Source organism: Streptomyces sp. NPDC100445 (genome assembly GCF_044759735.1).
Classification (GTDB): Bacteria; Actinomycetota; Actinomycetes; order Streptomycetales; family Streptomycetaceae; genus Streptomyces.
This window is the reverse complement of record NZ_JBIVZV010000004.1, coordinates 318,354-344,835: the sequence shown is the minus strand read 5'-3', so window position 1 is coordinate 344,835 and position 26,482 is coordinate 318,354. Positions and strand designations below refer to the sequence as shown.

22 protein-coding genes are annotated in these 26,482 nt (G+C 73.7%); 6 read left to right on the top strand and 16 right to left on the bottom strand.

The genetic code is table 11. From position 1 onward, the window contains the following. Positions 1-207 precede the first annotated feature (207 nt). From nrfD to ACIQVT_RS13145, 3 genes are read right to left on the bottom strand one after another with little or no spacing between them, the layout of a single operon-like run. The gene (gene nrfD / locus ACIQVT_RS13155; RefSeq protein WP_403751469.1) at positions 208-1,257 is read right to left on the bottom strand and encodes an NrfD/PsrC family molybdoenzyme membrane anchor subunit; all 1,050 of its coding nucleotides are present in this window, start codon (positions 1,255-1,257) and stop codon (positions 208-210) included. After that, entirely contained in the window at positions 1,254-2,300 is a 1,047-nt protein-coding gene (locus ACIQVT_RS13150) for a 4Fe-4S dicluster domain-containing protein (RefSeq protein ID WP_403751467.1), read from the bottom strand. Before ACIQVT_RS13150 ends, nrfD begins: the two co-directional genes overlap by 4 nt. 16 nt (positions 2,301-2,316) lie before the next feature. After that, positions 2,317-3,948, bottom strand: coding sequence for a cytochrome bc complex cytochrome b subunit (locus ACIQVT_RS13145; RefSeq protein WP_403751793.1), 1,632 nt, complete (start codon positions 3,946-3,948; stop codon positions 2,317-2,319). Positions 3,949-4,224: 276 nt separating this feature from the next. Between ACIQVT_RS13145 and ACIQVT_RS13140 the strand changes: the two genes are divergently transcribed. After that, entirely contained in the window at positions 4,225-6,006 is a 1,782-nt protein-coding gene (locus ACIQVT_RS13140) for a thiamine pyrophosphate-binding protein (RefSeq protein ID WP_403751465.1), read from the top strand. A gap of 36 nt (positions 6,007-6,042) precedes the next feature. On the opposite strand, the gene ACIQVT_RS13135 is transcribed toward ACIQVT_RS13140, so the two are convergent. After that, positions 6,043-6,858 carry a helix-turn-helix domain-containing protein gene (locus tag ACIQVT_RS13135; protein WP_403751463.1) on the bottom strand — a complete coding sequence of 272 codons (816 nt, stop codon included), beginning with the start codon at positions 6,856-6,858 and terminating at the stop codon, positions 6,043-6,045. A 455-nt stretch (positions 6,859-7,313) separates the two neighbouring features. Between ACIQVT_RS13135 and ACIQVT_RS13130 the strand changes: the two genes are divergently transcribed. Further along, entirely contained in the window at positions 7,314-8,465 is a 1,152-nt protein-coding gene (locus ACIQVT_RS13130) for a Ku protein (RefSeq protein WP_403751461.1), read from the top strand. A 76-nt stretch (positions 8,466-8,541) separates the two neighbouring features. On the opposite strand, the gene ACIQVT_RS13125 is transcribed toward ACIQVT_RS13130, so the two are convergent. The 3 genes from ACIQVT_RS13125 to ACIQVT_RS13115 form a co-directional block, all read right to left on the bottom strand. Continuing rightward, positions 8,542-9,495 carry a GNAT family N-acetyltransferase gene (locus ACIQVT_RS13125; RefSeq protein WP_403751459.1) on the bottom strand — a complete coding sequence of 318 codons (954 nt, stop codon included), beginning with the start codon at positions 9,493-9,495 and terminating at the stop codon, positions 8,542-8,544. Between the two features lie 113 nt (positions 9,496-9,608). Next, positions 9,609-10,286: a hypothetical protein gene (locus tag ACIQVT_RS13120; protein WP_403751457.1), complete on the bottom strand. Its 678-nt coding sequence runs from the start codon at positions 10,284-10,286 to the stop codon at positions 9,609-9,611. A gap of 75 nt (positions 10,287-10,361) precedes the next feature. Continuing rightward, positions 10,362-10,802: a hypothetical protein gene (locus tag ACIQVT_RS13115; RefSeq protein WP_403751455.1), complete on the bottom strand. Its 441-nt coding sequence runs from the start codon at positions 10,800-10,802 to the stop codon at positions 10,362-10,364. A gap of 711 nt (positions 10,803-11,513) precedes the next feature. Between ACIQVT_RS13115 and ACIQVT_RS13110 the strand changes: the two genes are divergently transcribed. Together ACIQVT_RS13110 and ACIQVT_RS13105 are read left to right on the top strand one after the other, a co-directional pair. After that, complete coding sequence (locus ACIQVT_RS13110) at positions 11,514-12,080, top strand: hypothetical protein (protein ID WP_403751453.1); 567 nt, start codon at positions 11,514-11,516, stop codon at positions 12,078-12,080. A gap of 99 nt (positions 12,081-12,179) precedes the next feature. After that, positions 12,180-12,488 (top strand): hypothetical protein, encoded by a 309-nt coding sequence (locus tag ACIQVT_RS13105; protein WP_403751451.1) that lies wholly within the window; start codon positions 12,180-12,182, stop codon positions 12,486-12,488. A 118-nt stretch (positions 12,489-12,606) separates the two neighbouring features. Here the strand turns inward: ACIQVT_RS13105 and ACIQVT_RS13100 are convergent, their stop codons facing one another. Next, positions 12,607-12,810, bottom strand: a complete 204-nt coding sequence (locus ACIQVT_RS13100) for a cold-shock protein (RefSeq protein ID WP_121790526.1) — start codon at positions 12,808-12,810, stop codon at positions 12,607-12,609. Positions 12,811-13,013: 203 nt separating this feature from the next. On the opposite strand from ACIQVT_RS13100, the gene ACIQVT_RS13095 reads away from it, so the two are divergent. Then, positions 13,014-13,709 (top strand): alpha/beta hydrolase, encoded by a 696-nt coding sequence (locus ACIQVT_RS13095; protein WP_403751448.1) that lies wholly within the window; start codon positions 13,014-13,016, stop codon positions 13,707-13,709. A 24-nt stretch (positions 13,710-13,733) separates the two neighbouring features. Here the strand turns inward: ACIQVT_RS13095 and ACIQVT_RS13090 are convergent, their stop codons facing one another. The 7 genes from ACIQVT_RS13090 to ACIQVT_RS13060 form a co-directional block, all read right to left on the bottom strand. Then, positions 13,734-14,603, bottom strand: a complete 870-nt coding sequence (locus ACIQVT_RS13090) for a carbohydrate ABC transporter permease (protein WP_403751446.1) — start codon at positions 14,601-14,603, stop codon at positions 13,734-13,736. Beyond that, the gene (locus tag ACIQVT_RS13085) at positions 14,600-15,568 is read right to left on the bottom strand and encodes a carbohydrate ABC transporter permease (protein ID WP_403751444.1); all 969 of its coding nucleotides are present in this window, start codon (positions 15,566-15,568) and stop codon (positions 14,600-14,602) included. Before ACIQVT_RS13085 ends, ACIQVT_RS13090 begins: the two co-directional genes overlap by 4 nt. Beyond that, positions 15,562-16,902: an extracellular solute-binding protein gene (locus ACIQVT_RS13080; RefSeq protein WP_403751442.1), complete on the bottom strand. Its 1,341-nt coding sequence runs from the start codon at positions 16,900-16,902 to the stop codon at positions 15,562-15,564. Before ACIQVT_RS13080 ends, ACIQVT_RS13085 begins: the two co-directional genes overlap by 7 nt. Next, positions 16,899-17,813 carry a GNAT family N-acetyltransferase gene (locus tag ACIQVT_RS13075; RefSeq protein WP_403751440.1) on the bottom strand — a complete coding sequence of 305 codons (915 nt, stop codon included), beginning with the start codon at positions 17,811-17,813 and terminating at the stop codon, positions 16,899-16,901. The genes ACIQVT_RS13080 and ACIQVT_RS13075 overlap by 4 nt, the downstream gene beginning before the upstream one ends. A 254-nt stretch (positions 17,814-18,067) precedes the next feature. After that, positions 18,068-20,464, bottom strand: a complete 2,397-nt coding sequence (locus ACIQVT_RS13070; RefSeq protein ID WP_403751439.1) for a glycoside hydrolase family 65 protein — start codon at positions 20,462-20,464, stop codon at positions 18,068-18,070. A gap of 264 nt (positions 20,465-20,728) precedes the next feature. Next, complete coding sequence (locus ACIQVT_RS13065) at positions 20,729-21,865, bottom strand: homoserine O-acetyltransferase (protein ID WP_403751437.1); 1,137 nt, start codon at positions 21,863-21,865, stop codon at positions 20,729-20,731. A 5-nt stretch (positions 21,866-21,870) separates the two neighbouring features. After that, positions 21,871-23,244 (bottom strand): bifunctional o-acetylhomoserine/o-acetylserine sulfhydrylase, encoded by a 1,374-nt coding sequence (locus tag ACIQVT_RS13060; RefSeq protein ID WP_403751434.1) that lies wholly within the window; start codon positions 23,242-23,244, stop codon positions 21,871-21,873. Between the two features lie 522 nt (positions 23,245-23,766). Between ACIQVT_RS13060 and ACIQVT_RS13055 the strand changes: the two genes are divergently transcribed. Then, on the top strand, positions 23,767-25,440 hold the full coding sequence (locus ACIQVT_RS13055) for a purine-cytosine permease family protein (RefSeq protein ID WP_403751432.1): 1,674 nt from the start codon (positions 23,767-23,769) through the stop codon (positions 25,438-25,440). A gap of 392 nt (positions 25,441-25,832) precedes the next feature. Here the strand turns inward: ACIQVT_RS13055 and ACIQVT_RS13050 are convergent, their stop codons facing one another. After that, positions 25,833-26,381: a phosphatase PAP2 family protein gene (locus tag ACIQVT_RS13050; RefSeq protein ID WP_403751430.1), complete on the bottom strand. Its 549-nt coding sequence runs from the start codon at positions 26,379-26,381 to the stop codon at positions 25,833-25,835. Positions 26,382-26,482: the final 101 nt, after the last annotated feature.

The following is a 26,482-nucleotide window of genomic DNA, read 5'->3' as shown; positions in this document are numbered from 1 at the left end:
CCGTGTCTCCCGCGCCATGCCGGGGGACCGCTGCGCGTTCCGCCTCGGCGCTCGGCGCTCGGCGCTCGGCGCTCGGCGCTCGGCGGGCCCGGGACCTCGGGCGCCGACGGCCCGGGACCGGACCGCTTCCGCACCCACCCCGGCCCGGGCGCCGCCCGACCGCGCCGGAGGCGACTCGCCAGGGCGGCGGCTCGGCGGCGATCCCGATCAGGCCCCGGGGTCCGCGCCGTCGGGCCGGGAGCGGGCCGCCAGCCGCTCCCGCTGCGGCACGACCGTGTATTCGGGGTCCTCCGCCGAGGCCACCCCCGCGTGGAAGATCCCGAACCGCAGGGCCGCGGACCCCGACAGCAGCGCCGCCCCGGCCACAGCGGCGGCGACCCGGCTCCGTCCGCCGGCGTACGCGCCCAGCGCGGTACCCCCGACGGTGAGCGCTTCCGCGGCGCGCAGCAGCACGCGCGGCCTGCCCTGCTCCAGCGGCTCGGCCGCCAGCCCCATCCGCCGCTTCATCAGCTGGAACGAGCCAAGTTCCAGCCCGGCGCCGAGCACGGCCAGGCGGCGCGCCGGGCCGGTCTGCCCGGCCGGTACGCAGGCCAGCGCCAGCCCGGCCGCCGCGGTGGCACCCGACCCGGCGAAGACGAACGGCATCTCCCGGTACCCCTCGTGCCACGACGGCACGGCGGTGTCGGAGATCAGCACGGCGGTGTAGGTGGCGACGGCCGGGCCGAGCACGGCGGCCGACGCCGTGGCGGCGGTGCCCACCGGGCGGTACCGGCCGGCGACATCGGTGGCGGCGGCGGCCAGGGTCAGCGGCGCGTAACCCATCAGCAGCCACGACCCGACACTCATGGGGGAGGTCGGCTTGAACACGCGGAGCATGTTGAGGAAGCGGGCGGGCCGGCCCAGATCGTGCACCAGCGCGACCAGGGACAGCGAGATCGCGCCCGCCGCCCCGAGCTTCGCCGTCCGGGCCAGGGCCGGCCGGCCGGTGACGTGCGCCCCGGCGGCCAGCAGCGACGACGCGCCGGCCAGGCCCCCCAGGTACAGGTAGCCCGCGATGTCCAGGGCCTTCCAGGTCGGCCTGTTCAGGATCGGCTTGCCGTAGTACGAGGAGAACTCGGCCTCCGGAACCATGGCCCGCTCGCCGCGCCCGCGCCCCCGCCCGCCCCGCCGCCGGCGTCCGGCGTGCGCGCCGGTGAGGGCGTCGCGTCCGGGGCGGGCGCCCTCCACGCCGCCCCGGGTGACGTCGGAACCGGTCATCGTGGCCTCCTGACGAAACTGGCTACGGCCAGCGCGGCGAGCGAGACGGCGGCCGTCGCCGCGTGCCGCCACATCGCGGGCAGGTCCCGGGTGGTGACGACCGGGTCGGGCGGCAGCCCGTACACCTCCGGCTCGTCCAGCAGCAGGAAGAACGCCCCGTCGCCGCCGACACCGTCGCCCGGGTCCTCGCCGTACAGCCGCGCGTCCGTGACGCCGGCCGCGTGCAGCTGCGCGACCCGGGCGGCGGCCCGGTCCCGCAGTTCGTCCAGTGGCCCGAACTGGATGGAGTCGGTCGGACAGGACTTGGCGCAGGCGGGCTCCATCCCGACGCCGAGACGGTCGTAGCACAGGGTGCACTTCCACACCCGTCCGTCGTCCGGGCGCTGGTCGATGACGCCGTACGGGCAGGCGGGCACGCAGTAGCCGCAGCCGTTGCAGATGTCCTCCTGGACGACGACCGTGCCGAACTCGGTCCGGAACAGCGAGCCGGTGGGGCACACGTCGAGGCAGGCCGCGTGGGTGCAGTGCTTGCACACGTCGGAGGCCATCAGCCAGCGCAGTTCGGTGCGCCCGTCGGGGGCCACCGGGGAGATCTCCCCGGCCGGGGCGCCCGCGGGGGCCGCACCCGGCGGGGGAGCGGTGGCTCCGGGGCCGGGTGAGGCGGGGCCGGTGCCGAGCGTGGACGCGGCGGCGAACACGTCGAGGTCGTCGTGCCCGACCCCGGGCTCCTGCCCGCCGAACGGCTTACGCTGTTCGATGAAGGCCACGTGCCGCCAGGTGTCCGCGCCGAGGCCCTGCGTGTTGTCGTACGACATGCCGGTCAGTTCGAGGCCGTCCTCGGGGACGGCGTTCCACTCCTTGCACGCCACTTCGCACGCCTTGCAGCCGATGCACACCGAGGTGTCGGTGAAGAAGCCCATGCGCGGCGGCGGGTCGGCGTACCCGGCGGCCCGTGCCACGTCGGGCTGCGGACCGGAGAGCAGGTTCTCCCGCGCCGCGGCCCCGTCCTCCCGGGCCGCCCGCGCGGCGGTGTCGTCCGTCATGTGCCGGCCTCCCTGTTCACCCGTCGCTCTCCCGTGCCGTCCCCGGCGCGGCCCGCACCACCTCGACACGGTGGCGCTGTGCCTCGCCGGCCGGCAGCTCCACCCGCTTGCCGAAGTACCACCGGCTGAGCGCGTTGCGGATCCGGTGCCGGTGGAACCAGCGCCACACCTCCGTGCCGTGGGCCCGCGGCCGGGGCACGTCCCGCACGAGGATGCGGTACGCCTCGGACGCCGGCAGCAGCGTCCGGGCCTCCTGGTACCCGCCCTGCGCGCTCCGCCGCACCTCACCGGTCGTCCGCCCCTCCAGCAGACGCCGCCGGTCGGCCGCCTGCAACCCCAGGCAGGCCCGTTTCGTGGCGTGGTAGGTCACGAACGGCACCACGAACAGCGCGGTGCGGAACGTGTACGTCAGCACCTCCAGCCGGACGTCGAAGACGTGCACCATGACGTCCTGCCCGCCCGCCGCGATCAGCACGGCGTAGGCGGAGACGGCGGCGGCACCGAGGGCGGTGCGGGTGGGCTGGTTGCGCGGGCGGTCGCACAGGTGCTGTTCGGGGCCGGGCCCGGTGATCCACCGCTCGAAGAACGGATAGGCGTACAGCACGAGGAACAGGGTCACGGGCAGCACCACCGCCGGCAGGAACACGTCCCAGACGATCGTGTGGCCGGCGAAGTCGGTCTCCGCGCCGGGCATCAGGCGCAGGGCGCCCTCCAGGAAGCCCACGTACCAGTCGGGTTGCGCGTCGATGGACACCTGGTCGGCACGGTAGGGGCCGAAGCTCCACACCGGGTTGATCTGCATCAGCGCGGCCATCAGGGTGAGCACGCCGGCGACCACGAAGAGCAGGCCGACGGACTTGGCGGTGTACTGCGGGAACAACGCCTTGCCGACCACGTTGCGGTTGGTCCGGCCGGGCAGCGCCCACTGGGTGTGCTTCTGGTGGATGACGAACGCCAGGTGGACCACCACCAGGGCCAGCAGCAGCCCGGGGAGCAGCAGGATGTGCGCCACGTACAGGCGCGCGATGATCTCGTGTCCGGGGAACTGGCCGCCGAAGACGAGGAACGCGAGGTACGTGCCGACGACCGGGATGGACAGCACGATGCCCTGGGCCGTGCGCAGCCCGGTGCCGGAGAGCAGGTCGTCGGGGAGCGAGTAGCCGCAGAACCCCTCCAGCAGCGCGAGCATGAACAGGGTCACGCCGATGGTCCAGTTCACCTCGCGGGGCCGCCGGAAGGCACCGGTGAAGAAGATCCGCAGCATGTGCACGCCGATCGCGGCGACGAACACCAGCGCGGCCCAGTGGTGGACCTGCCGCATCAGCAGACCGCCGCGCACGTCGAAACTGATGTGCAGCACCGAGGCGTACGCCTCCGAGGTGTACACGCCCTCCAGGGGTAGGTAGGAGCCGGTGTACGGCCGTTCCGTCATGTCGGGGTGGAAGAAGAAGGTGAGGAAGACGCCCGTGACCACCAGCACCATGAGGCTGTAGAGGGCGATCTCGCCCAGCAGGAACGACCAGTGGTCGGGGAACGCCTTGCGGAGGAACTCCTTGCCCGCCGAGGAGACGGGCAGCCGCCTGTCGAGCGCGCCGACCACGCGTTCCCCGCGGGAAGCGGGCCGGTCCGTCCCGTCCTCGTGAGACACCGTCACGCTGCGACCGCCCTCCTGCCGCCCGTCCCCGCCGACTGCGCACCGCGTCCGACCGTTCACCGCTCGTCAACCGAGCCTGGCACGGGTGCCCACCCCACGCGCGGCCGAAACGGCGACAGGGGGACGGTGGAGGCAGCGGACGCGGCGTGCCGGCGATGACTCGTGCCGTACCGCCGTACCCACGTCCGATCCGGGGCGCACGGTTTGCGGGAGCGGTCTCGGGGCTACCCGGCGGCACGACCGGTCGGTGCGGATGCTGCGGGAGGCCACGTGACCAGCGTCGCCCAGTTCATCGCGGCGCGTCTTCCTGTCTGGGACGTGGACAGGGTGTTCGGCGTGCCCGGCGGAACGGTGGACCCGCTGGTCACGGCGCTCGCCGGGGACGCGTCGACGCCCGAGTTCGTGCAGGCGCGGCACGAGGAGTCGGCCGCGCTGATGGCGTGCGCCCACGGCAAGCTCACCGGACGGACGGGCTGCTGCCTGGCCGGCTCGGGTCCCGGCGCGCTGCGCCTGCTCGGCGGCCTGTACGACGCGGCCCTCGACCGGTGTCCGGTGCTCGCGGTGGTGGGGGACGAACCGGTGCCCGCGGGCGTGAGCGACCGGCGGCGCGCCGTGCCCGCCTCGCAGCTCTTCGCCCACGTCTCCGAGTACTCCGAACGGGTCACCGATCCGGCGCTCGTCGCGACCGCGCTGGACCGTGCGCTGCGTGCCGCGGTGAGCGGCCGGGGCGTGGCCACGCTCGTCGTGCCCCGCGCCGTCCTCGACGCCGAGGTCCCCGCGGGGCTGCGCGGTGACCAGCAGCCCACCGCCTCCCCCCTGTACCTGAGCCCGCCGGTGCGACCGTCGGACCGGGACGTACGGCGGGTGGCGAACCTGCTGAACGGCGCCGAACGGGTCGCCGTCGTCGTCGGCCCGGACGCCGCCGGAGCGGCCGGACAGATCAGGGAGGCCGCGGAACTGCTCGGCGCGGGCCTGGCCAGGACGCCGCTGGGCCGTGACGTGCTGCCGGACGACCTCCCCCAGGTCACGGGTGTGGCCGCCGCCGGCTACGGCAGCGCACCCGCGGCCGCCCTGGTCCGCGACTGCGACACCCTGCTCCTCGTCGGCGCGCACGACTTCGACACCGTCCTGCTGCCCGACACCGGCCCGCGTCACGTCATCTCCCTCGACGCCGACCGCGGTGCCTGCCCCGTCGACGACACGGTGCCGTCCGCCGTACGGCTGACCGGACACGTCGCCACGGCGCTGGACACGCTGCTCCCCCTGCTGCGGCGGCAGACCGACCGCCGGTGGCTGGACGGCGTCGAACAGGCGGTGCGGGAGTGGCACGCGCAGGGCCGGACGAAGGCGCGCCGCTTCTACGGCATGGCCGTCAGCCCCCGCTCCGTGGTCGCCGAGCTGTCCGCACGGCTGCCGGACCGGACCGTCGTCGTCACCGACTCGGGGACGGCCCTGGACTGGTGGACCCGGCACCTGCGGCTGCGCGACGGCATGCGCGCCGCCCTCTCACGGCACCTGGGCACCCCCGGCGCCGCCGTGCCGTACGCCCTCGCGGCCCGTCTCGCCTTCCCCGACCGTCCGGTCGTCGCCCTGATCGGCGACGGGGCCCTCCAGGCCGGCGGCATGAACGAGCTGATCACCGTACGCCGGCACCTCGAACGCCTCGCCGAGCTGCCGCCGACCCTCTTCTGCGTCCTGAACAACGAGGACCTCAGCCGGTTGACCTGGGAGCGCCGGACGGCCGCCGGGGACCCGCGGATCCCGGCCACCGGAGAGGTGCCCGCGGTATCCTACACGGACTACGCCGGGCTCCTCGGTCTTCCCGCGATCCGGTGCGAGCGGCCCGGCGAGGTGGCGCCCGTCTGGCAGGAGGCGCTGGCCGGGAGGGGACCGAAGCTGCTGGAGTTCCTGGTGGACGGCGACACGCCGCCGGACTGGGCGGAACCGGCGGAACACCGGGACACCGTGGAACCGGTGCTCGGGTCCGGGGGTACGGGCGCGTGGCGCAGGCGGATCGCCACGACGGTGAGCGACCTGTTCGGCTCCGCCTGACGGTCGGGCCACCACGCGCGGTCCGTACGCCGCTCATCAGTCCGCAGCGGGCGGGAGGCCGCGGATGCTGGTGCGGAAGCCGATGGGGCTCTGTCCGGTCCGCTCCTGGAAGTACTTGCTGAAGTTGGTGGCGCTGGAGAACCCGAGCTGGCGGGAGACCTGTACGGCGCTCTGGTCACCGTGGGCCAGCAGGCGTTTGGCCTCCAGCACGAGACGCCGGTCGATGAACTCCTTGGCGCCGACCCCCGTGGCGGCCAGGGACGCCCGGGTCAGCGTGCGCGCCGAGTAACCGAGGCGGCGAGCGTAGTCCTCCACCCGCCGGGTGCGGGAGAAGTCCTCCTCGACCGCGTCACGGAAGCGCAGAAACGTCTCGTCAGACTCGGGCCGCGGGCCGTCCGACGACGGGCCGAGATGGGACAGGCGCAGCACGAGGACCGCGAGCAGATGACGCAGCGAGGCGGTGCGCGCGTGCGGGGGCAGGCGTCCGAGGTCGTCGAACTCCTCCCTCAGGTGGTCGCGGGCCACAGCCAGCAGGTGGCCGTCGTGCTCGTCGGGTTCGAGAGCCACTGTCGCGTACGGGTCGTCCAGTCGGGCGGCGGCGGCCGTGGCCGCGTCCAGGAACGACGACTCGAACAGCACGGCCGTGCCCTCGGTCGCGTCCATCGCGTGCCACTGCTGCACCTGCCCGGGGCGGACCCACAACCAGGTGCCCGGCCTCATCACGTAGCCGGTGAAGTCGACCGAGTGCCGCAGCACCCCACGCGTGGGGGCCAGCAGGTGGTGGAAGGAGGGCCGCTGCGGCCCGGACAGGGCTTGCGCCGGCAGACGTGACCGCAGCAGCGCGAAGGACATCACCCGCACTCCGGAGGGGACCCCCGCGGGGGCCGTAGAGGCGACCTCCCCAATCGTTCCTCCGGCTTCGCTCCCACCCTGTCCGTTTTCCGCCATCATCAGTCGTCACCGTACCCGGCTCCACGTCTACCGGCTCACAGCTTGGACGTGCCCCCGAGCGCGGGCGGTGACCGGAGCCCGAAACGTGTCCGGATCGTGTCCGCGACGCTGCGATCACCTGGGCATCCGACCTTTCCGCGGCCGTGATCGAGCCGGGTCCGCGGCGTCCTCCGGACCGGCGGGGACGAGCTGACCACCGGCGGTGCGCCCGGCCGGAGCCGCGCGGTGCCCACCGTCCCGCCGTTCGGGTGTCCGACGGGGCGGGCCGGCGCGCGGGGGAGCGGCGGCGGTGCGAGCGTGGAGGCACAGAGGGCGGACCCGGCGGCGGCGCTGGGCGGACGGGACGGAGTGCGGTCATGGCTCGGGCGATCTGGACAGGCGTGATCACGTTCGGGCTCGTCACCGTGCCCGTGGGCCTGTACACCGCGACCCGGGACCACACCGTCCACTTCCACCAGCTGGAGCGCGGCACGACCGACCGGATCCGCAACCGGAGGGTGAACGAGCGCACCGGCGACGAGGTCGGCACCGGGGACATCGTCAAGGGGTACGAGGTCGGCGAGGGCGAGTACGTCGTGGTGGAGCCCGACGAACTGGACGAGATCGCGCCGGGGCGGTCCAGGACCATCGACATCAGCGACTTCGTCGACCTGGACCGGATCGAGCCGGTGTACTTCGACCGCACCTATTACATCGCCCCGCGCGGCGCGGAGTACACGAAGGTCTACGAACTGCTGCGCGCGGCCCTGGTCGAGGCGGGCAAGGTGGGCATCGCCACCTTCGTCATGCGCAACAAGCAGTACCTGACCGCCCTGCGGGCCGAGGACGACGTGCTGGTCCTCCAGACCCTGCACTGGGCGGACGAGGTCCGTGACCCGGGCGAGGAACTGCCCGAGCTGCCGTCGGCGTCGGAGAGGACCGGACGCGGCAAGCAGCTGGACATGGCACTCCAGCTGGTCGACGCCCTCAGCACCGACTGGGAGCCGGACCGTTACCGCGACACCTACCAGGAGAAGGTGCGCGAACTCGTCAGGGCCAAGGCGGAGGGACAGGAGATCACCACGGCGAAGGCGCCTCCCGAGGCGACCAACGTCATCGACCTGATGAAGGTGCTGGAGAGCAGCCTGCGCAGCGCCCGCTCCGGCCGCGGCGAGGAAGAGCCGGCCTGTGAGGAGGGGGCCGGGGCGGAGAAGGGGCGTAAGGAGAACGGACTTAAGGAGACGGCGCGGAAGGAGAAGTCCGCTCCGCGCAAGGCGACCCGCTCCTCCGCGCCGGGCAGGTCGGCGGCGAAGACGCCCTCGCGTAAGGCCCCGCCCAGGAAGGCCGGCGCGGCATCGGCGCGGGCCCGCGACCGGGGCGGCGCCGGCGACCTGGAGCAGCTGAGCAAGGCGGAGCTGTACCAGCGGGCGACGGAACGCGGAGTTCCCGGCCGGTCGAAGATGAGCCGCGAGGAACTCGCCGACGCCCTCGCCCACAGCGGACGCCGCCGTAAGAAGAGCGCCGCCTGAGCATGGGTGAGCGCGGCATGAGCGCCGCCCGAGCGCGGCCCGACGTTCACTCCGCCCGTCGGCGCGCGGGCGGTGCTCAGCCCTCGGCCGTGGTCTTGACCAGCGGCGCGTCCCGCGACAGCTCCCGGAACCCGAGACCGTGGTACAGACCGCTTGCCTCGGGGTGTCCCGGCGCCCCCAGGCAGGCGACCGTGGCGTGCACGGCACCGGCCGCCCGCGCCAGCCGCATCCCGTGCAGGAGCAGCGCCCTGCCCAGGCCGCGCCGCCGGTAGCGCGGATGCGTCCCGACCGGCTCGAACTCGACGGTCCGGTTGGCCTCGTCGAGCCACATGATCGTCGAGGATGCCATGGTGCCGTCGGGTGCCTCCACCAGGACGTGCAGGGCGCCGCGGTAGCCCGCCGTCCGCCGGACTCCGTCGTAGCTCTCGGCCGTGTACGCCGAGGGGGCCCAGGCGTCCGCATGGGCCCGGACCGCCGCCTCCGGTCCGGCCTCGTCCGCGGTACGGAACCGGAAGCCGTCCGGCAGCACCGGCTGTGGCACATCGGTCAGGTCACGCTCGTTGAGCCGGGTCCAGTCACCGTCGTCGCCGAGCGCGGCCCGGTCCGTCCGATAGCCGTGCGCCGCCCATCGCTCCAGGGCGAGATCGTCGGCGGCGCTGGGGACCGCCCGGCGCTCGGGGCCGGCCGCCACACCGTCGTACCAGTCGATGACCTCGTCGACCAGCTCGGCGTGGTCGGGATGGACCTGGTACACCAGGGAGGTACCGGTGACGTCCCTGACCGACCCGTCGGCGCGCCTCACCCGGCGCGGCAGACTCGCCCAACCCCACGCCACCGGCTCCCCGCCGGAGAACCACAGCCGGCGCCGCCAGGTCCCGCCGTACGCGGCACACCCCCGGCCCCAGTCCCAGGCCAGCTCCCCGTACGACGCGCCGGCGCTGATCAGCCCCGGGCGGACGGCGGTGACACGCTGCGCCAACTTCTGCATGAGCCGCACGTCGGCGGCGGTCAGACGCTCGAAGTCCGTCATGGTGCGTCACTGTGACAGGACGCCGGGGAGGCCGTCGAACCGATTTCCGGGTCCGGGCCGGGCTGGGGCCGGGGCCGGACCGGGGGCGTGCCCCAGGTGGGATCGGCCGGACGTCACCGTGCGGCGCACATGGGGGCGGTGCGCACGGACCTGTTCCAGGACTCTCCCAGGTCCACCACCCGGGACCCGGGATCCGCCGGTGGGTCCGGGGCCGGGCCGAGGGCGCCCCCGCCGAGGCGGATCCAGAACCTGCCGCCGGGGTCCGTGAACTCCAGTACCAGCGCGGACAGGTCCCCGTCCGTGAGCGGGGCCGACGGGTGTCGGGACCGCATACCGGCGCGCAGGGCAGCCCGGGGCACCGAGATCTCCCCGCACGGTCTCAGCCCGTCCAGCCGCCACCACAGCTTCTTCCCCGGGAGGAGCAGACGGGCGTCCACCGCGTGCGGATCGCCGTTCGTCACGACGACGTCGGAGGAGGTCTCGTAGAAGTCGACCTGCTCCGCGAACGCCCGCCGTCCCGCCTCCGCCGCCTGGCGCTCCGCCCTGTCGGCCCGCTGCTCCCCCCGGACCCCGAGGAACAGTCCGCCCAGTGCCGCGATCACGGTGACAGCAGCCCCGACGATCCTGCCCAGCTCGGTCCAGGAGGGCGGGGAGGACGAGGGGGACGAGGGGGACGAGGGGGGCGGCGGTGACGGGGATGACGGAGGTGCGGGGTCGGCGGGAGTGTCGTCGTCCTGGGTGGGCGCGCCGCCGACCGGCTCGGGCCGCCCCCCGGTGTTGCCTTCGGTCATGCGCCGAGAGTATGCGCGCGGTCACCGTCCGGGGGCAGTCACCGGGAAAAAGGGGAGCGCGACGGCCGGCCGGTCTCAGGGCCGGCAGGGGTGGGTGCCCCGGCGGGCCATCCGGATCCCCTCGGCCCGCTGGACGAGTGCCGCGGCGGTGAGGGCCCGGGAGAGGGCGAGTCCCGTGCCCCCGGAGTCCGGGCCGGCCCCGGTGTCGGCCGGGTCCGGGGTGTGGCGGACGGCGGACGGCGCGGCCCGGCGCGGCGCGCCGATGGACACCAGGTGCAGGGCTTTCTCCACGGCGTACCGGTGCACGATCTCCAGCACGCGGGCACGGTCCTGGGGGCGACGGGGTCCGTGGTCGAGGTCGATCACGATCACCTCGGCCCGGTCGGGCAGGCTGCTCAATACGTACCGCAGGGCCAGCTCGGAGTGGTCGGGCCCAAAGACCCGTCGGACGCGGCACAGGGTGAGCACGACGGTGTCACCCCACACCGCCAGATGTGTGCTGTACGGCTTGTTCACAGGCTCTACCCCACTGTTCGGGGGGCAGCCCTCGCCAACGATCGGGATCACTGTCAAGCACGCGGCGGACGCCGCGCGAAGTCCGGCCTCGAAAGCCGCGGTGGCACCAGGTAGGGCGTGCCGGGCCCGTGCGTAGAGTCTCCGAAGCCTCAGCGACAGAACCAGGCTGGTTCGTGCCCTTCCACCCTCGCACACATCCCCGCCCCGCAGGGAGCCCGGCGGGCACCGGTCACGGAAGGCCCCACCCACCGGGCCCGGTGCCGCTTCCGCCGGTTCGCCGGTCGTCCGCCGCACCTCGTGCATCCGCACGGTCGTCGGTGGACGCCCGCGGGAGTCAGAAGGGCCGGCGACCGGGCGGCGGCTCCATCCTTCGGCGTAGGCGGTGCCGCGCCTCACTTGGGCGAGGCGCGTCGCGGCGGGCGAGGTGCCGTGCACGGACACCGCGCCGACGGCGGCGGGCGCACCCGGGTCCGGTGACGCCGTCACCGCCGGTACGGCGGTCGCGGGCGGGCGGCCGGACACCGGATCGGCCTCCCGTCCGTGCCGGCGGGCCGGGGCCGCGCGGTACCGGAGCCGCTCATCGGACGTCCACCGGACACGGCGACCCCGGATGTCGTCCGGCGGCCTGCCTCTTGACCGTGTGCGCCCGGTCGGCGACTCTCCGTGCAGGCGCCGACAGGTGCCGCGAACGGGCACAGGGGGGACCGTTACATGCCGCTCACGACAGAACTCGCCGAGGCACTGGCACTGAAGTCGGGCAGCGCCAATCAGCTGGCGTACCTCGGCCGGCTGTGGCACGCCTACGTGTGGATGGAGGGCGACGCCGCCACCGCCACCGACGCACGGACCAGGATCGCCGAAGGGATCAACGGGCAGCTCGCCACCGCGCGGATCAGGATCACCCGCGGCTTCCAGGCGTACGACCCGGTGGTCCGGCGCGGCCGCCCGCAGCGGTACGTCGCGCTGGCCGCGACGCTGTCCGCCGGTGCGGACGGCGGCGTGGGGGAGGCCCGGGCCGTCATCGAGTGGATCAAGGGCACCCGTGACCTGGCGGGACTGAGCGACGCCGCGCAGGAGTTCGCCGTCATCAGTCACTTCGCCGAACTGGGGCGAGGCTACAGCTCACAACTGGACCCGCTCTACAAACGCCTGGTGGCGATCGCCGGGGCCGGTTCGGCGGCCGGCGCCGCGCAGCAGTGGGCCGAGCTGGCCACCGGGTGGTCCCCGGTCATGACGTACCGGGAGGACTCCGGCACCGACTGGGACCCCGGCTCCTGAGCCGACGGCCGGACGCCCGTCGACGGCGGGGTCGGGCCGCGACCCGTCCCCGCCCCGCACACAGGTGTCACCCGGGGCTGCGGGGAAACCCGCCCCCGCATGACAGCACATGAGGAACAGGACCCCGCCCGCTCCGACCGTCGAACCGTCGACCGGTTGCTGCCGGTCTGGCTGGAGGAGATGGAACAGAACGATCCGGAGGCGGCCCGCCGCGTCCGGGCGGACTGGGGGAGCGGGTCGCTCACCGAGGACACCGCGCAGGACCTGGCCACGTGGGTGACGGCACGGATCACCGACAGCGCGTTCAACGACGACGAGGGCCCGGAGGTCGACGGCCCGGCCCGCATCACACCGGCGGACAAGGAGAGTGTGCACCGGTGGCTGGCGGCCCGGGGCCACCACGTCTGACACCCGTGTCACCCGCGTCGTGCTCCGCGCGGGCCCCCTACGCGGGCCGTCCACCCGCCGTCACGACGAAGCGGCTGCCCGTGCGGCAGCCGCGTCGCCGACCGTTCGCCGCGTCCGCTCAGCCGCGGACGATGTTCTGCGCCTGCGGACCCTTCTGCCCCTGCCCGATGTCGAAGGTGACGTGTTCCCCTTCGGTGAGCTCGCGGTAGCCGCTGCCCTGGATCTCGGAGTAGTGCGCGAAGACGTCCGGGCCCCCTCCGTCCTGGGAGATGAAGCCGAAGCCCTTCTCTGCGTTGAACCACTTCACGGTACCGCTGGCCATCAGTTGATCCTTCGTGTCAAACCCGGGAGCAGCCCTCCGGCGGGCGTGCTCCGGCCCCCGACGACGGGAGCCACAGTGGATCTACCCCGAACATGCCGCGTTATCCGTCCGAACGCACACTCGGACGATGTTCCCGTCGTACGGCGTTCTGCCGTCGGCCGAGACCCTGGCGCCCTCGCCGGGAGGGGCGCGAGGATCGTGGCATGCGGCCGGTCATCGTCCTCGTGCACAGCCCCTGCGTGGGCCCCTCGACCTGGCACCCGGTGGCCCGTCGGCTGACGGCGGCCGGACACCGGGTGCTCGTGCCCTCCCTGCTGGGCGTCGCCGAGGGGCCACCGCCCTTCTGGCCGCGCGTGGTCGACGCCGTTCGCGGGGAACTCCGCCGGGTCGCGGCCGGCACCCCGGTCACGCTGGTGGCCCACAGCAACGCGGGCCTGTTCGTGCCGGTGATCCGCGCGGGCCTCGACCACCCGGTGACCGGGTCGGTCTTCGTGGACGCCGCGCTGCCCGCCAGGTCGGGGCCGACGCCCGTCGCGTCACCCGAGTTCCTCGAGTTTCTCCGGCCGCCGGCGGCGCGGGGCAGGCTGCCGCGCTGGACCGACTGGTGGGACGAGGCGGACGTGGCACCCATGTTCAGCGACCCGGTGCTGCGCCGCGAGATCACCGAGGAACAGCCCACCCTGCCGCTGTCCTACTACGAGCAGCGCGTCCCCGTCCCGGCCGGCTGGGACGATCATCCCTGCTCCTACCTGCTGTTCGGGTCCCCGTACGACGACGTCGCCGACGAGGCGGGGGCACGCGGCTGGCGGGTGGCGCATCTGCCCGGCGCGCATCTCCACCAGACGGTCGATCCGGAGGGTACGGCGCGGCACGTCATCGCACTCGCCACCACCCCCTGATCCCGCCTCCCGCCCGGGTGGCCGTCACTTCAGGCCGCTGAGCATGACGCCGCGGACGTAGTACTTCTGGAGCAGCAGGAACAGCACCAGCACCGGCAGGACACTCAGCACGAGACCGGCCATCACGACGGGCATCGTGCGGGCCGGGTCGATGTGCGACTGAAGGAGCTGGATGCCGACCGGCAGGGTCATCACGTCCGGGTCGGCGGTGGAGACGAGCAGCGCCCAGATGTACTCGTTCCACGCGTCGACGAAGGTCAGCAGCCCCAGCGTCACCAGGACCGGCTTGGTCTGCGGCAGCACGATCCGCCACCACACGGCGAACTCGCCGGCCCCGTCGATGCGCGCGGCCTCCAGCACCTCGTCCGGGATCGACAGCACGAACTGGCGCGTCAGGAAGATGCCGAAGCCGTTGACGAGGAACGGTACGGCGAGCGCGAGGACGCCGGCGGTCAGACCGGTGCCACCGCGTCCGAGCAGGTCGTTGCCGCCCGCCAGTGGCCAGTGCACCAGGATCAGGAAGTGCGGGACGAAGAACAGGAACGGCGGGAACATCATCGTCGACAGCACCAGCCGGAAGACCAGTTCCCGGCCGGGGAAGCGGAGTTTGGCCAGCGCGTAGCCGGCGAGCGACGAGGTGAGCAGCACCGACCCGGTGATCAGGGCGGTGGCGGTGACGCTGTTGCGGAAGAGCACCGGCAGGTTCAGCTGCCGTACCGCCGCCCGGTAGTTGGACAGGTCGAACGCCTCGGGCAGGAACCGGTACGGCAGGGTGCCGGACTCGCCGGGGCCCTTGAAGGACGTCATCACCATGTCCAGGAACGGCACCACCGTCAGCACGGCACCGGCCACGACCACCAGGTACGACAGCCACGGGAAACGCCGTCGGATCACGCGTCCTCCCCGGTGCGCCGGAAGAACCACAACTGGGCCAGGGTGACCGCGAGGACCACCCCGAACAGGACGAAGGCGGCGGCGCTGGCCGTCCCCCAGTCGCCGTAGGAGAAGGCCTGCCGGTACATCTCCAGCGCGGCCACGTCGGTGGCGTCCCCCGGGCCGCCCCGGGTCATCACGCTGATCAGCGCGAACGACTGGAGGCCGGTGAGGAACTGGGTGACGCACACGAACAGCAGCGACGGCCGCAGCAACGGCAGGGTGATCCGCCGGAGGACGGTGCCCGGCCCCGCGCCGTCGAGCGCGGCGGCCTCGTAGTACGACACGGGAACGGACTTCAACCCGGCGGTCAGCACCAGGATCGCCGTGCCGACCGACGCCCAGGCCTGTACGACCACGACCGAGGGCAGCGCCGTGTCCGGGTCCTGGAGGAACGCCACCGAACCGAGCCCGCAGGCGTTGAGGACACCGTTGACCAGCCCACCCGGCTCGTACATGTACTTCCACACGTTGCCCACGGCGACGACGGTCGTGACGATCGGCAGGAAGTACAGGGTGCGCCACAGCCCCTGGAACCGCAGCCTGTCGAGGCAGGTCGCGACGAGCAGCGAACCGGCGAGCGCGAGGACCACCGTGCCCAGCGCGAACAGCAGCGTGTTGGTCAGGACCGGCACCAGGAACGTCGAACCGTCCGCGAACAGCGCCGCGAAGTTGTCCAGACCCACCGGCTCGATGCCGCCGAGGTCGAACCCCGCCCAGCGGGACGTCGACAGCAGCAGCGCGAAACCCAGCGGCAGGAGGAGGAAGACGGCGAAGAACAGCAGGGCCGGCGCCAGGAAGAGGTAGGCGACGGCGGTCCGGCGGCGGCGCTCGCGACGCGTCCGGTCACGGCCCTCACCGGCGGGGCGGGCGATCCGCGGGCTGTCCGTCCGCCCGGTCGTCCCCGGCGCCAGGGTGTTCACCATGAGCGTGCCACCTCCTGGTCGACCTGGCGGCGGATCGCGCGCAGCGTCTCGTCCGTCGACCGCTGACCGGTCCACAGCGCCTCGATGTTCTTGCGCAGCAGCGACTTGGCCTGCTGCGCCCCCGGCACGTTCGGCTCCGGCACCGCGTACGCCAGCGCGTCCCGGAACGGGCGCAGGTTCGCGTCACCGCCTCCGCCCAGCAGCGCCCGCATGTCGTCGGCGCGGCCGGTCAGGGAACCGACGGACACCTGGAGCAGGCTCATCCGGGTCGCCGTCACCTCCCTCGCGGCGCGCGTCACCCGCACCTTCTCGGTGTTGAGCCAGCGCAGGAACCGCCAAGCCTCGCGCGGGTGTTCGCTGGCGGTGTCGACGCCGAGCAGGAAGCCGGTGGAGAGCGTGGCCGGCGCGTCGTGCGCCGCGCGGACGGGCAGCGGTGCCACCCCGACATCGCGGTAGTCCCGGCCCATCAGGGCCTTCAGGTCCGCCGTCCACCAGCCGGCGCCGATCACCATGGCCACCTGCCCGGACGGGAACGCCTTGTAGACGTTGACGCCGGGCGCGCTCGCACCGGCGGCGACGAGCCGGTGCTCCAGGTCGAACACGGCCCGGCCGGCCGGCGAGTCGATGGCGGTGCCGCGTCCGTCGGCGGAGACGAAGGTGCCACCGGCGACGTTCAGCAGGGCGAGCGTCTGACCGACCGTGGTCGAGTCGTCGGCGACCGACAGTCCGAAGCCCTGCACCAGCGTGTTGCCGTACCGGTCCCGCCTGGTGGTGCGGTGGGCGGCCTCCTCCAGCTCCCGCCAGGTGCGCGGCGGCCCGGTGACGCCCGCCTCGCGCAGCAGCCGCTTGTTGTAGTAGAGGGCGTACGTCTGCACCTCGGTCGGGTAGCCGTAGACCCGGCCCCCCGCCGACGCGGCACCGACCGCGGCGGCGCCGTAGCCCCGCCTGATCTCCTCGGCGTGCCCGGGCGGTACGGGCCGCAGGACGCCGGCCCGGACGAGCTGGCCGGTCCACAGGCAGTACGGGTGGATGATGTCGGTCCCCTGGCCCGCGGCCTGGCGGACCATCAGGGTGGTCAGCAGGTCGTCGAACTCGACGGCCTTCGTCCGCACCTTGACCCGGTCGTGGGCGGCGTTCCACTCGTCGACCGGGCCCTGGAGGGCGTCCTTGAGCGCCCCGCTCGCGTAGTGGGACAGCAGGGTGAGCACGATCGGGTCCCCGGGCCGGCCGGTGCCCCGGTGCGGTGCGGCGCATCCGCCGGCCAGCAGCGCCGAGGGCAGCGCGAGGGCGAAGACCCGCCGACTCGGGCCACGCGTACGGCGTACGGCCGTCACCGGGCGGCCTCCCGGCGCAGCACCCGGAACACCCGGGTCGTCGCGAAGCCGGCCCCCCGGTACAGGCGGCCCGCCGGGGACCGCTCACCGGTCCACAGGAACCACGCGCCGTGCGCGCCGCGCGCCCGCATCCGCTCCAGCACCAGGTGGAGCAGGACCCCGCCGATCCCGCTGCCGCGCATCTCCTCCAGCACACCGAACGGGCCGAACCGCTCGTCCGCCGACTCGTAGGCGCCGTGCATCGCCCAGCCGATCATGCGGCCCGAAGGGTCCCGGGCGGCCACGATCCGGTCGAGCGGGGTGCCCGCGGCCAGGCACTCCCGGATGGCGCGCGCCCAGTCCGCGCTGAAGTGGGTCCCGGCGAGCGCGACCAGGTCCACCAGGTCGTCGTCGCACGGCGTGCCGAAGCGGTACCCCCGCGCCGTCAGTCCGTCCAGGCGGGCCGCGATCTCCTCGGGGAAGCGGTAGCCGATCAGGTTCCGGTCCATGGCCGCCGCCTCGTACAGCGTGCGGAACCCCAGCGACTCCAGGAGCCCGGCGGCCGCCGGGTACGTCACCGCGTCCAGACCGGGCAGGAGGTAGTTCGGGGTGTACGAGGAGAAGTCGACCCGGGTGCGGCCGTGGCCGTGCAGCCAGCCGAGGGCGTCGGTCAGCAGCCGGCGGCCGAGACCGCGCCCGCGGGCGGCCGGGGCCACGAAGAAGAACGGGATCCAGCCCTGCTCCGGCTCCAGGTCGGTGCCGGCCACCGGCGTCAGGCGGCGCACCGCGTAGGCGGCGCCGACGACACGGTCACCGTCGACGGCGACCCGCAGCCCCTCCGGATCGAAGTTGGCGTCGAGGAGCACCAGGGAGCGGAAACGGTCGGGGCTGACGGGGTCGGCCGGCGCGCTCCGGCGCCACGCCTCGACCACCCGAGGGCCGTCGCCCGGACGGAAGCCACGGATGCCGGTCCGGGGACCGGGTGCGCGGTCGGCCGTCGACGGCCCCGTGCTCGCCCGCGCGGTCACCGGCGACACCGGCCGCCACCCGGGGCGCCGCGCCGACCCCGTGCGGGCCGCGTGGCGCCCGGCCGTGTCCTCCCGGTCGTCACCGCCACGCGGTGGTTCGTGCTCATCATCTGGCCCCCTCTGCCGGTGACGTCTCGAAGGAACGGGTCCGCGCCGCCCTACTCGGGCGTCCCCGTCCGGGACTCCTCCCCGGCGGACAGGCCGATCGGACGACGGCCCGCCGGCTGCTGGGGTTCGGGCCGGACGGGCACCGGGGGCATGCGGCAGTCCACCGGCCCGTCGGCGGACAGGGTCACCGGTTCCCCGTGGTGCAGCACGACCAGCGGCTCCCCCTCCACCAGCCGGTAGCGCGTGTGCGACCGGCCGATGTCGACCTTCAGCCTGCGTCCGCGCACCAGTACGGAGAAGGCCACCCTGGACAGCGCTTCCGGCAGGCGGGGCGCGAACGCCAGCCGGTCCGGCCTCCCGCCCTCCCCGGCGTACCGGCGCAAGCCCCCGAAGCCCCCGACCAGGGCGATCCACGTCCCGGCCAGCGAGGCGATGTGCAGCCCGTCGCGGGTGTTGTGCTCCAGGTCCTCCAGGTCCATCAGCGCGGCCTCGCCGAGGTAGGCGTAGGCCAGCCGCAGGTGTCCGGTCTCGGCGGCCAGCACCGCCTGGCAGCTCGCCGACAGGGAGGAGTCGCGGACGGTGATCGCGTCGTAGTAGGCGAAGTCGCGCGCCTTCTGCTCCTCGGTGAAGGCGTCCGGGCACTCCAGCATGGCCAGCACCAGGTCGGCCTGTTTCACCACCTGCTTGCGGTACAGGTCGAAGTACGGGTAGTTCAGCAGCAGGGGATAGGCGTCCGGTGGGGTCGCCTCGAAGTTCCAGCGCTGGAAGGTGGTGAAACCGGCGGACTGTTCGTGGACGCCGAGGGAGTCGTTGTACGGGACGGCCATGCGGGCGGCGGCGTCCCGCCACACCGCGGCCTCCTCCTCGTCGACACCGAGTTCCGCGGCCCGGTCCGGGTGGCGCACCACCGAGTCCGCCGCGTCGAGCAGGTTCCGCCGCGCCATCAGGTTCGTGTACAGGTTGTCCCGGGCGAAGGCGCTGTACTCGTCCGGGCCGGTGACCCCGTCGAGGTGGAAGACGCCCTCCGCGTCGTGGTGACCGAGGGAGTGCCACAGCCGGGCGGTGTGCACGAGGAGATCGAGCCCCTCGGCACGAGCGAAGTCCTCGTCCCCGGTGACCGCGACGTACCGCCCGACGGCCATGGCGATGTCGGCGTTGACGTGGAAGGCGGCCGTCCCGGCGGGCCAGTAGGCGGAGCACTCGGCGCCGTCGATGGTCCGCCAGGGGAACGTCGCGCCGGCCAGGCCCAGTTGGTGCGCGCGTTCCCGCGCCGCCGGCAGCGTGCGGTGCCGCCATCGCAGCGCCGACGCGACGGCCTCCGGAGCGGTGAACGTCAGAACGGGCAGTACATAGGACTCGGTGTCCCAGAAGGAGTGCCCGTCGTACCCGGTCCCGGTCAGCCCCTTCGCGGGGATCGCCCGGTTCTCGCCGCGGGCCGCCGCCTGGAGCACGTGGAAGAGGGCGAACCGCACCGCCTGCTGGATCTCGGCGTCGCCCTCCACCTCGACGTCCGCGCCGGCCCAGAAGCGGTCCAGGTAGGCGCGTTGGTCGCCGGCCAGTCCGTCCCAGCCGGTGCTGACCGCGGCCGCCACCGCCGCGTCCACCTGGTCGTGCACCGCCGGCAGCGAACGCTCCCCGGACCAGCCGTAGGCCACGAACTTGACCAGCCGCAGCGGCTGTCCGGGCACCAGGTCGGCGGTCACCGTCAGCCGGCTGACGTCGGGCTCGCTCTGCGCCGACCACCGGGTGCTCTCGGGCCCCTCGACCAGGTGGTCGGCGGCCGCCGCCACCCGCAGCCCGCTGTGCGCGGTGCGGTGCACGAGCCGCAGCCGGGTGTCCTGCGCGAAGTGCTCCTCGGGGACCAGCGGTGATTCGGTGGCGGCGGCGACGCGCGGGTCACCCGTGAAGAGGGGCAGCTGTTCGTTGGCGACCAGTTCGGACTGGACGACCACCGAGGCCGGCCCGTCCGTCGCCTCCACCTCGTACACGATCGCGGCGACCGCCCGCTGGGTGAAGGACACGAGCCGCTGCGAGGAGATGCGCATGGTGCGGCCGCCGGGCGTGGTCCACCGGGCGGTACGGCCGAGCACCCCCGAGCGGAAGTCCAGGACCCGTTCGTGCGCCAGCAGCCGGCCGTACCTCAGGTCGCACGGGTGGTCGTCCACCAGCAGCCGGATGATCTTGCCGTCGGTGACGTTGATCATCGTCTGGCCCGACTCGGGGTACCCGTAGCCCGCCTCCGCGTAGGGCAGCGGGTGCCGCTCGAAGACACCGTTGAGGTACGCGCCGGGCAGGCCGTGCGGCTCCCCCTCGTCGAGGTTGCCGCGCCACCCCATGTGCCCGTTGGACAGGGCGAACACCGACTCGCTCTGGGCCAGCAGGTCGAGGCTCAGCTCGGTCTCGCGCAGGCACCACGGCTCGACCGTGAAGCTGGGATGGGTGATCATCGTGACTCCCGCGGGCCGGCCGCGGCACGGGGCGCGCGCCGCCGGGGACAGCCGTCGGACCCCCGCTCCCGGGCGGCCGCGGACGCGTGCGCGGACCGCGTGAGCCTCCCGTCGGGGTCGGACGGGCGGGTACGGACGTGAGCAGGAAGCCCCAGCATGCCGCGAGGCTAGAAGACGGCGCGGGCGCGGCGGCGGCAGGACATCGCCCGGCACGCCCGAAGACACCCACTCGGCCCTGGCCCCGGGTGCCTTCCGCCCCCGCGCCTACGAGAGGAGCTCGGCCACCAGCGCGGCGACCTGCTCCACCTCGAGGAGGAAACCGTCGTGACCGTACGGGGACTCCACCACCCGGGGCCGGTCCGCGCCGGCGATGCCCGCGGCCAGCTCCGCCTGCTGGCACGGCGGGTACAGCCGGTCGGAGTCGATCGCGGCGACCACGGTCCTGGCCGTCACCCGGCGCAACGCGGCCTGCACACCACCGCGGCCGCGGCCGACGTCGTGGCTGTTCATCGCCTCGGACAGGACGACGTAGCTGCCGGCGTCGAAACGGCGCACCAGCTTGGCCGCGTGATGGTCCAGATACGACTCGACCTGGTACCGCCCGCCGTGCCACGGGTCCTCCGCGCCCTGCGCACCGCGACCGAAACGCAAGTGGAGCTCCGGCTCGCTGCGGTACGTGACGTGGGCCAGCCGGCGGGCCAGCCCCAGCCCGGCGTGCGGCCCGTGGGCGGTGCCGTGGTAGTGGCCGCCGCGCCAGTGCGGATCGGAGCGGATGGCGTGCAGCTGGATGCCGGCCCAGGCGATCTGCTCGGCGCTCGCCGCGGCGGTGGTGGCGAGCAGCAGCAGCGCGTCCGTCCGGTCCGGACGGGACACCGCCCACTCCAGTGCCCGCATCCCGCCCATCGAGCCGCCGACCACGAGCGCCCAGCGGTCGACGCCCAGCGCGTCGGCCAGGCCGGCCTCGGCGGCGACCTGGTCACGCTGCGTCAGGAACGGGAAGCCGCCGCCCCACGCCCGCCCGTCCGGACGCGGTGAGGCCGGCCCGGTGCTGCCCTGGCAGCCGCCGAGGACGTTGGGCGCGACCACGAACCAGCGGTCGGTGTCGAGCGCGCGCCCGGGGCCGACCAGCCCGTCCCACCAGCCGGCCGTGGGATGGCCGGGCCCGGCGGGGCCGGCGACATGACTGTCACCGGTGAGGGCGTGCAGCACGAGAACGGCGTTGGACCGGTCCGGCGCGAGTTGCCCCCACGTCTCGAACGCGAGCCGCAGGCCCGGCAGTTCACCCCCCGCTTCCAGGGGGAGGGGCGTCTCGCGCACGTACCACTGGCGCCGCCCCGGCGGGTCCCCCTCCCGCCAGGCCCCGGTGGCCGGCGGGAGGGGGACCTCCGAGGGGGTCAGCACGGTGCTCAGGACGCCCTCCGGGCGGCGCCCTTCGCCGCGCGGAACCCGGCCTCCAGGTCCGCCTTCAGGTCGGCCAGGTTCTCGATGCCGACCGACAGCCGCACCAGGCCGGGGGCGGTGCCGGTGGCTGTCAGCTGCTCGTCGTCGAGCTGGCTGTGCGTGGTGGACGCCGGATGGATGATCAAACTGCGCACGTCACCGATGTTGGCGAGGTGGCTGAACAGCTCCACGCCGTCCACGAACCGCTTGCCCGCCTCGACGCCGTCCCGCAGCTCGAAGGAGAGCACCGCGCCCGCGCCGCGCGGCAGGTAGCGCCGGGCCGCGTCGTACCAGCGGTTGGACGGCAGCCCCGGGTAGTGCACGGCCGCCACCTCGTCGCGCTGCTCCAGCCATTCGGCCAGGGCCTGGGCGTTCGCGGAGTGCCGTTCGATGCGCAGGCTCAGCGTCTCCACCCCCTGGAGGAGCAGGAACGCGGAGTGCGGCGAGAGCGCGGGCCCGAGGTCGCGCAGCAACTGGACCCGCAGCTTGATCGCGAAGGCGCCCGGGCCGAGCGCGGGCCAGTACCGCAGGCCGTGGTAGCTCGGGTCGGGTTCGGTGAAGTCGGGGAACCGGTCGGCGTGCGCCCCGAAGTCGAACGTGCCGCCGTCGACGACGACCCCCGCGACGGCCGTGCCGTGACCGCCGAGGAACTTGGTCGCCGAGTGGACGACGATGTCCGCGCCGTGCTCCAGGGGCCGCAGCAGGTAGGGGGTGGGCACCGTGTTGTCCACGATCAGCGGCACCCCCGCCGCGTGGGCGGTGTCCGCGACCGCCCGCACGTCGAGCACGTTGCCCCGCGGGTTGCCGAGGGTCTCCGCGAACAGCGCCTTGGTGTTCGGCCGGATCGCCGCCCGCCAGGCCTCGGTGTCGTCCGGGTCGTCGACGAAGGAGACCTCGATGCCCAGCCTCGGCAGGGTGTGCCGGAACAGGTTGTACGTGCCGCCGTACAGGGAGGTGCTCGACACGATGTGGTCGCCGGAACCCGCCAGCGTGAGGATCGCCAGGGTCTCGGCGGCCTGTCCGGAGGACAGCGCGACGGCGGCGACCCCGCCCTCCAGAGCGGAGACGCGCTGCTCGAAGACGTCCTGGGTGGGGTTGTGGATGCGGGTGTAGATGTTGCCCGGTTCGGCCAGCGAGAACAGGTCGGCGGCGTGCTGGGTGTCCCGGAAGACGAACGACGTCGTCTGGTAGATCGGCGTGGCCCGGGCGCCGGTCGTCGGGTCCGGCACGGCACCCGCGTGGATCTGCTTGGTCTCGAACGACCACGCCGACGTGTCGGGGACGGCGGGCTCCTCGTCGGGGGTGTGGCCGGCGGTGACGGAGTCGATCGGCTGGCTCATGGTTCTCCCTTGCGCGGGGTGTGCGGGTGCGCGGTGTGCGGCGGCGGAGGGACGCGGGTGCCGAAAGAGGCCGTACGGCACCCGCGCCGCTCAGGTCACGGGACACGGGGAAGCCGAACCGGCCGCCGGGGCACGCCTTCTGGCCCCGGCGGGACGGCGGGCGGTACCACGTGGTGGGGAAGGGGCCGGTGCGGGGACCGGGGCGCGGACGTCAGCTCCCGGTGCGACAACCCGTGGTGGTGACACGCGCGTAGTCGACGTGGCGGCGGGTCACGAGCACGGTCATGGAGCCAGGTAACCACACGGGTGTGGCACGGACCAGCACAACGCCGAGGCGGAAACGCCCTGTTCACATCAGGGGGAACGGTCGGTAACACGCCCTGTCTAGCGTGACCGGCCGTGGGACCGCAGCCGCTCGCACAGCCGTACGGCACGAGACCGGCCCGCCCCCGTTCCCCGCCGACGCCGACAGCGGCTCCCCCCACACCAGGCACCCGCACCAGCACCACCGGGAGGCGCGACATGAGCACCACCGCACCACGGCCGACAGCCCCGGACGCGACCGGGCCCGCCGAGGACCAGGCGGTCAGCGAGACCCTGGAGGACTACACCCTCCGCTTCGCACCGCGCGGATACCGCCGCTGGACCCCCATGGTCGTGGCGACGACCGCGCTCGGCGGCATCGCCTACATGGCCGACTTCTCCATCGGGGCCGGCATCGGACTGGCGCACGGCACCGGGAACGCACTCCTGGCCATAGCCGTGGCCGCCGTGGTCATCTTCGTCAGCGGCTTCCCGCTCGCCTACTACGGCGCCCGCTACAACATCGACCTCGACCTGATCACCCGGGGCGCCGGCTTCGGTTACTACGGCTCGGTCCTGACCAGTGTCATCTTCGCCAGCTTCACCTTCATCTTCTTCGCCCTCGAAGGCTCGATCATGGCCCAGGGCCTGGAACTCGGCCTCGGACTGCCGCTGTGGCTCGGCTACCTGGTGTCCACCCTGATGGTCATCCCGCTGGTCGTCCACGGCATGAAGGCGCTCAGCAGGCTCCAGGTGTATACGACCCCGGTCTGGCTGCTCCTCATGGTCGGCCCGCTGATCTACCTGATCGCCGCCGACCCCGGCACGGTCGACCGGTTCCTCGCCTACGCCGGCACGGACGGCCACGACGGCGTCGACACCGCCTCGGTCCTGCTCGGGGCCGGCGTGTGCCTGTCCCTCATCGCGCAGATCGGCGAGCAGATCGACTACCTGCGCTTCATGCCGCCCAGGACCGAGGCGAACCGGCGCACCTGGTGGACCGCCGTGATCATGGCCGGCCCGGGCTGGGTGGTGCTCGGCGCCCTGAAGCAGGCCATCGGCGTCTTCCTGGCCGTCTACATCCTCGCCAAGGTCGGCCCGGACGCCGCGCCCGAGCCGATCCGGCAGTTCCGCGGCGCCTTCGACGCGATGATGCCCTCCTGGCTGGTCCTGCCGCTGGCCGTGGCCCTGGTGGTGATCAGCCAGATCAAGATCAACGTCACGAACGCGTACTCCGGGTCCCTGGCCTGGACGAACTCCTTCACCCGCGTCACCCGGCACTATCCCGGCCGCATGGTCTTCGTCCTGGTCAACGTGGGCTTCGCGCTCACCCTGATGGAAGCCGACATGTTCAGCTTCCTCAACGACATCCTGGGCTTCTACTCCAACTGCGCGATCGCCTGGGTCGTCACCGTGGCGACCGACATCGGCGTCAACAAGTACCTGCTGCGACTCTCCCCGCTCCAGCCGGAGTTCCGCCGGGGCATGCTGTACGCCGTCAACCCGGTCGGTGTCGTCGCGTTCGTCGCCGCCTCAGGGCTGTCCATCGCCATGTACTTCCACCTGCTGGGCGACACCCTCCAGCCGTACTCTCCCGTCGCCGCGGCCGTGCTCGCCTTCACTCTGACCCCGTTGACGGCCGTCGTCACCAAGGGCCGCTACTACCTCCGCCGCGCCGACGACGGCATCGCGGAGCCCCTGCTGGACGCCGACGGCAACCCGAGCGCCGTCGTCCTGGACTGCCACGTCTGCCGACGGCCCTACGAACGCCCGGACCTGGCAGCCTGCGCCGCCCACGAGGCACTCGTCTGCTCGCTGTGCCTGAGCACGGACACGGCGGGCGACCACGTACTGCCCGCCGATCCGCCCGTCCCCGCCCGGTATCCGCACTGACGCGGCCCCGAGCCGGCGCCCTGGGCGGCGGCTCGCTCGGTTCCCGCTCAGGGGTCGCAGCGGCGGCGTACGGGCGTACCCCCGGCGGGTGTGCCCGCGCCCTGACCGCCGTCCGGACACCGCCCTCACCCGGCCGGCCCCGGTCCGCCGGACGGCCGGGGGCACAGCGACGCGTGCGGGCCGGACGGCGTGGAAGTTCTCCGGCCGCCGCCGGCCCCCCTCCGGCGCATCGCGCGCGAGTCCCGGGGCACCTGCACCCGGCGGGCCGGCAGGGGCCGCCCGATGGGCGTACGCCGGGCCGACCTCGGAGCCCGTTTCCCGGGCCGCCCCGACGCCGTGCCGAGCCGGAGCACCGCGCACCACGGCCCGCGGCGGCGTCGCTGCCGGCCTGCTCAGCGCCGCGTGCGCGGCGCCGGCCACGGCAGGCGCCGGACCAGCCAGGCACTGACGAGTCCGATGCCGGCGCCGACGGCGACATCGCTCGGGTAGTGGGCGCCGGACTGCACCCGCTCGACGGCGACCAGGGCGGCCGGCACGGCGCACACGGCCCCGGCCACCGGCCACGCGGGCGTCAGGGCCGCGGTGAAGGCCACCGCGGCCGCGGTGTGCCCGGACGGGAACGACGACGAGTCGGGCCGGTCCTCGACCTCGTCGTGGGGTATCCACTCCTTGGGCGGCCGTGCCCGCCCGACCGCCTGCTTGCACACACCGTTGGACACCAGCTGCGCCAGGGCCAGGGCCGCCAGGCCCGCAGCCCCGGCCCTCCGGCCGCGGGGTCCACCGACACAGCCCATCGCCACGGCCGCCCCGCACCACAGCTTGCTGCTCTCGGCGGCTTCCTCGACCACCGAGAGTGTGCGGTGGACACAGGGTTCCTGCCAGGCGGACATCCGCCGGGTCAACCGGCGGTCCATCTCACGCACTGCGGTAAGCAACGTCATGACCTGCTCGTATCCCTTACGAGCCCCGGCACACTCCCGGTGCCGTCATGACGCGGTGTGGGTCGTCGCCGTACCGGGCGCGGCGCGGCCGTCACGTTGCG

Excerpts from the sequence above, each read along its gene's own strand:
- nrfD (WP_403751469.1), bottom strand. The coding sequence starts at position 1,257 with ATGACCGGTTCCGACGTCACCCGGGGCGGCGTGGAGGGCGCCCGCCCC.
- ACIQVT_RS13150 (WP_403751467.1), bottom strand. The coding sequence starts at position 2,300 with ATGACGGACGACACCGCCGCGCGGGCGGCCCGGGAGGACGGGGCCGCG.
- ACIQVT_RS13135 (WP_403751463.1), bottom strand. The coding sequence starts at position 6,858 with ATGTCCTTCGCGCTGCTGCGGTCACGTCTGCCGGCGCAAGCCCTGTCC.
- ACIQVT_RS13130 (WP_403751461.1), top strand. The coding sequence starts at position 7,314 with ATGGCTCGGGCGATCTGGACAGGCGTGATCACGTTCGGGCTCGTCACC.
- ACIQVT_RS13125 (WP_403751459.1), bottom strand. The coding sequence starts at position 9,495 with ATGACGGACTTCGAGCGTCTGACCGCCGCCGACGTGCGGCTCATGCAG.
- ACIQVT_RS13120 (WP_403751457.1), bottom strand. The coding sequence starts at position 10,286 with ATGACCGAAGGCAACACCGGGGGGCGGCCCGAGCCGGTCGGCGGCGCG.
- ACIQVT_RS13110 (WP_403751453.1), top strand. The coding sequence starts at position 11,514 with ATGCCGCTCACGACAGAACTCGCCGAGGCACTGGCACTGAAGTCGGGC.
- ACIQVT_RS13105 (WP_403751451.1), top strand. The coding sequence starts at position 12,180 with ATGACAGCACATGAGGAACAGGACCCCGCCCGCTCCGACCGTCGAACC.
- ACIQVT_RS13100 (WP_121790526.1), bottom strand. The coding sequence starts at position 12,810 with ATGGCCAGCGGTACCGTGAAGTGGTTCAACGCAGAGAAGGGCTTCGGC.
- ACIQVT_RS13095 (WP_403751448.1), top strand. The coding sequence starts at position 13,014 with ATGCGGCCGGTCATCGTCCTCGTGCACAGCCCCTGCGTGGGCCCCTCG.
- ACIQVT_RS13085 (WP_403751444.1), bottom strand. The coding sequence starts at position 15,568 with ATGGTGAACACCCTGGCGCCGGGGACGACCGGGCGGACGGACAGCCCG.
- ACIQVT_RS13070 (WP_403751439.1), bottom strand. The coding sequence starts at position 20,464 with ATGATCACCCATCCCAGCTTCACGGTCGAGCCGTGGTGCCTGCGCGAG.
- ACIQVT_RS13060 (WP_403751434.1), bottom strand. The coding sequence starts at position 23,244 with ATGAGCCAGCCGATCGACTCCGTCACCGCCGGCCACACCCCCGACGAG.
- ACIQVT_RS13055 (WP_403751432.1), top strand. The coding sequence starts at position 23,767 with ATGAGCACCACCGCACCACGGCCGACAGCCCCGGACGCGACCGGGCCC.
- ACIQVT_RS13050 (WP_403751430.1), bottom strand. The coding sequence starts at position 26,381 with ATGACGTTGCTTACCGCAGTGCGTGAGATGGACCGCCGGTTGACCCGG.